General features: G+C 32.0%; 4 protein-coding genes and 1 pseudogene. 4 read left to right on the forward strand and 1 reads right to left on the reverse strand.

All coding sequences use genetic code 11. From position 1 onward, the window contains the following. Positions 1 to 1,012, forward strand: a 1,012-nt coding sequence (locus tag C683_RS06680; protein ID WP_040388578.1) for an MSCRAMM family protein, incomplete at its 5' end; no start/stop codon positions are given. Between the two features lie 307 nt (positions 1,013 to 1,319). On the opposite strand, the gene C683_RS01590 is transcribed toward C683_RS06680, so the two are convergent. After that, entirely contained in the window at positions 1,320 to 2,270 is a 951-nt protein-coding gene (locus C683_RS01590; protein WP_009488583.1) for a thymidylate synthase, read from the reverse strand. 214 nt (positions 2,271 to 2,484) lie between these two features. On the opposite strand from C683_RS01590, the gene C683_RS01595 reads away from it, so the two are divergent. From C683_RS01595 to C683_RS01605, 3 genes and pseudogenes are all read left to right on the forward strand, one after another. Next, the gene (locus C683_RS01595) at positions 2,485 to 3,015 is read left to right on the forward strand and encodes a hypothetical protein (protein WP_009488584.1); all 531 of its coding nucleotides are present in this window, start codon (positions 2,485 to 2,487) and stop codon (positions 3,013 to 3,015) included. A gap of 78 nt (positions 3,016 to 3,093) precedes the next feature. Next, on the forward strand, positions 3,094 to 3,300 hold the full coding sequence (locus C683_RS01600; protein ID WP_009488585.1) for a hypothetical protein: 207 nt from the start codon (positions 3,094 to 3,096) through the stop codon (positions 3,298 to 3,300). Between the two features lie 113 nt (positions 3,301 to 3,413). Further along, positions 3,414 to 3,952: pseudogene (locus tag C683_RS01605) on the forward strand (BspA family leucine-rich repeat surface protein); the annotation flags it as partial.

Consider the following 3,952-nt stretch of genomic DNA (forward strand, 5'->3'; position numbering starts at 1 on the left):
TAAATATACTTTGAAAGAAACCCAAGCGCCAAATGGTTATGAAATCGCCGAAGATATTTCATTTGAAGTAAAAGATGGCAAGGTCGTTGGTAGTGCCACAAATAGAATTGTGATGATTGATAAACTGAAAGAAGTAGTACCAACACCACAAAAACAAAAAGTAATTCTTTCTAAACAAGATGTGGCCGGAAAAGAAATTGCTGGTGCGGAATTAACATTAACAACCAATGAACAAGAAGTTGATTCATGGATCTCTGAAGAAGGAAAAGATCATGAATTCTTAGCTACACCAAATCAAGAATATACCTTGCAAGAAGTACAAGCGCCAAAAGGTTATAAACTTGCAGAATCTATTACGTTCCGCGTGAATGAAGAAGGAAAAGTGGAAATTAAAAATGGTACTACTTGGACTTCTTTAGCTGATAATAAAGTAATTATGGTTGATGCTAAAAAGACATCAGAAAAACCAAATGTACCAATAAAACCAACTCCTTCTACATCGAAAAAAGCAAAAGTTGAAGTTGCAAAAATTGATGTATTAGGAAAAGAAGTGGTTGGTGCAAAATTAGAAATCTTAGACGCTAATGGAAAAACAATTGACGCTTGGATTAGTGATACGACAAGTCACAAAGTAGAACTTTCCGATGGCAAATATACATTGAAAGAAACACGAGCACCAAAAGGATATGAAATAGCAGAAAGCATTCCATTTGAAGTAAAAGATGGAAAAGTTGTTGGACAAACGACAAATACCATTGTTATGGTAGATAAAGAAACAAAAGAAGAACGTCATAAGAAACCAAAAGTGATAAAAGAAACGGTGATTATAGAAAAAACAATCGATGATTATCATCCTTCTTCTGGAGCACCTTCTCAATCATCTAAAGAAGATGATCAAAGTGATTTACCTCAAACTGGTACTCATCAATCTTCAATTGAATTAGTGATTGGATTTGGTCTTTTAATCATTAGTCTATGTGGCTTCCAATGGCTACGTAAACGTTATAACTAGAATAAAAAAGAGAGCACAATGATTTGTGCTCTCTTTTTGTAAAGAATGGCTTCCAACTTGTATCGGGTTATAAAAGTTTAAAAAGGTTTAGGCTATGCCTGATGTTGGAAAGGATCAAATCTAAACTTTAGGCGCAAGCTAAGATTCAATCTTTTGATATAAAAAATGGATTTACTACGCTTCCTATTATATGCTTTATTTTTTAAAAAAGCAATGGTTTACGGATAGAAAATTAAGAAATTTGTAAGTTATAAATAAGTTGTTGAAAAGTTAATAAAAAGATCATATCTCATAATATAATCTTTTTTTATACCGCAACTTTTCCTTTAATCGCAGGATGAGATTGATAATTTTCTAATTGGATATCATCTATTGTAAAATCAAAAATGGATGCTTTATCTGGATTGAGTTTTAATGTAGGAAAAGGATAAGGAGTTCTTTTCAGTTGTTCTTGCATTTGCTCGATATGATTTAAATAAATATGTGCATCGCCAAGGGTATGAACAAAATCCCCAACCTCTAATTGGCATTCATGAGCAATCAAATGAGTTAATAATGCATAGCTTGCGATATTAAAAGGAACTCCTAAAAAGACATCGCCACTTCTTTGATATAATTGACAACTCAATTTTCCATTTTGGACGTAAAATTGAAAAAGAACATGACAAGGAGGAAGCGCCATTGCATCTACATCCTCTGGGTTCCATGCCGATACGATAAGACGACGGGAATCAGGATTTCGTTTGATTTCGTCAATGACATTTTTTAATTGGTTCAACGTTGATCCATCTCGCTTCTCCCAAGAACACCATTGCTTGCCATAGACGGGACCTAACTCTCCATAGCGTTGAGCAAAGTCTTCATCAGCCAAAATTCTTTGACAAAATTGCTCTTTTTCTTGTTGATACAAACAATTGAAAGTTTCATCTTGTTGAGCACGGCGACCAAAGTCAGTCATATCTGGACCTTGGTAGTCTTCACTTTCTACAAAACGTTGAAAGGCCCATTCATCCCAAATATGATTATTATGTTCTAATAAATAGCGAATATTGGTATCTCCACGTAAAAACCAAAGTAATTCACTTTTGATTAAAGAGAAGGGAACTTTCTTTGTCGTTAATAAGGGAAATCCTTCCTTTAAAGAAAAACGCATTTGATAACCAAAAATACTTTTTGTTCCTGTACCTGTACGATCTGTACGAGTTTCTCCTTTTGTTAAAATGTTTTCTACTAAGTCAAGATATGCTTGTTCTGACATTTTCTTCCTCCTAAAATTCAATAGCTTTCATATAGAATCAAATTCCGTTCTTTCCATTCTATACCGCTTGTTATGTCTATCATATCATGTTTGATCTTTCTCTCTTTATCAAAATTATAAACAAATTTAATAAAAACCTATCTTTTTTAGTAAAAAGTTTGCGTCACAAATAAAATAAACATAAAATAATTTTAAAGTGAGAAAGGGGATAATTATGAAAACCATTCAAATTAGTGCCAAAAAATTACAAAGAATTGATCGTTATATTGGATGGATGCGTCGTACTAAAAATCTAAAATTAACTCGTGCCCAAATGATTACACGTTCCATTTATTTATTTTCGAACTGTATTAGTGAGGAAGTATTGAATAAGGACTATAAGCCACTCCATACGGTTGGAGTTCGCTTTGAAGATAAAGTGTTTGATCAATTGAAAGAAGCAAAAGTGAAATATCGTCAGCCGATGTATGTCATTTTATCTGCTTGTGTCGATATTTATATGGATAATCTACTAAATTATCTAAAGCATCCAAATGTAGCGATTATTCAATTTAAAAAATATGGTAAAAATTATGCGTTCTATTATGATGCTGCTACATTACCTTTACAAAAAAATGATTGGGTCGAAGTAGAAGTAATGTATCAAGGAGAGAAGCGAATTCATTCTGGGAAAGTTCGTGCCTTTGCCTTTGAAGAAAAAGCAAAAGAAACAAGACAACCAATTTTAAGAAAAAAAGGGGAGTAAAGAGAGAAGAAATTCTCTCTTTATTTTTTTGCCTTTTTGGTTGATGATAAAAGAAGGGAATTAAAGAGAGGAAAATAAATGGAACTATTAGTATTAATTAGTATTATTTTGATTGTTATACTTTTCTTTTTTGGGTGGAAGTATGACGAAGTGTGGATGAAACGCTTTGAAATTTTTATGTACGATAGTATGAAATATGGATTTCACTATTCTTTTCGCCATTTGAAGAATGATTTAGTGGCATTATGGCATCGTTATATTCAAAAGAAAGATACGAAAAAATAGTATTTTTTTCAATTACGTATCACAAGAAAAAAACTGGAAATACAGAAGTATAGAGAAGTGTGTGATTTTTTTCTATAATCAATGTATAAATTATAATCATTAGGAGATAAGAAATGAGTAAAAAATCAATTTTAAGTGCCCTATTAATTTCAAGTGCCCTATTAGGTACAACAGCTGCACATGCTGCAACTTCTGAAATTAAAGCAGAAAACAAAAAAGTTACTGTATCTACAAGCCATGCAAAATTATACAAGGATTCAAAATTAAAAGAATCAACTACCCCTAAAAATGGTACTGTATATCAAGTAGACGGATACCGTAACATTGATGGTAAACATGTATACCGTGTATACCAAACAGATAAAGATGGTAAAAAAGTATATCGTGGATATATTGATCGTAAAGATACAAAAGATTTCAATGCTGAAAAGGCAAAAGGTCAATTTGTATTAAATGGAAAAGCTAACGTATGGAAAAACTTCTATTGGACAGCTAAAAATACTAACAACGCAGAACGTGTAGTATTTGCGAAATATGAATATACCTTAGGAAATGGACAAAAATATTATTCAGTATATTCTAAAGACGCTGAAGGAAAAGAAGTATGGCAAGGATATACTTCAAAATCTAACTTAAAAGAAGTTACTTCAAT

The organism is Catellicoccus marimammalium M35/04/3 (genome assembly GCF_000313915.1).
GTDB lineage: Bacteria > Bacillota > Bacilli > Lactobacillales > Catellicoccaceae > Catellicoccus > Catellicoccus marimammalium.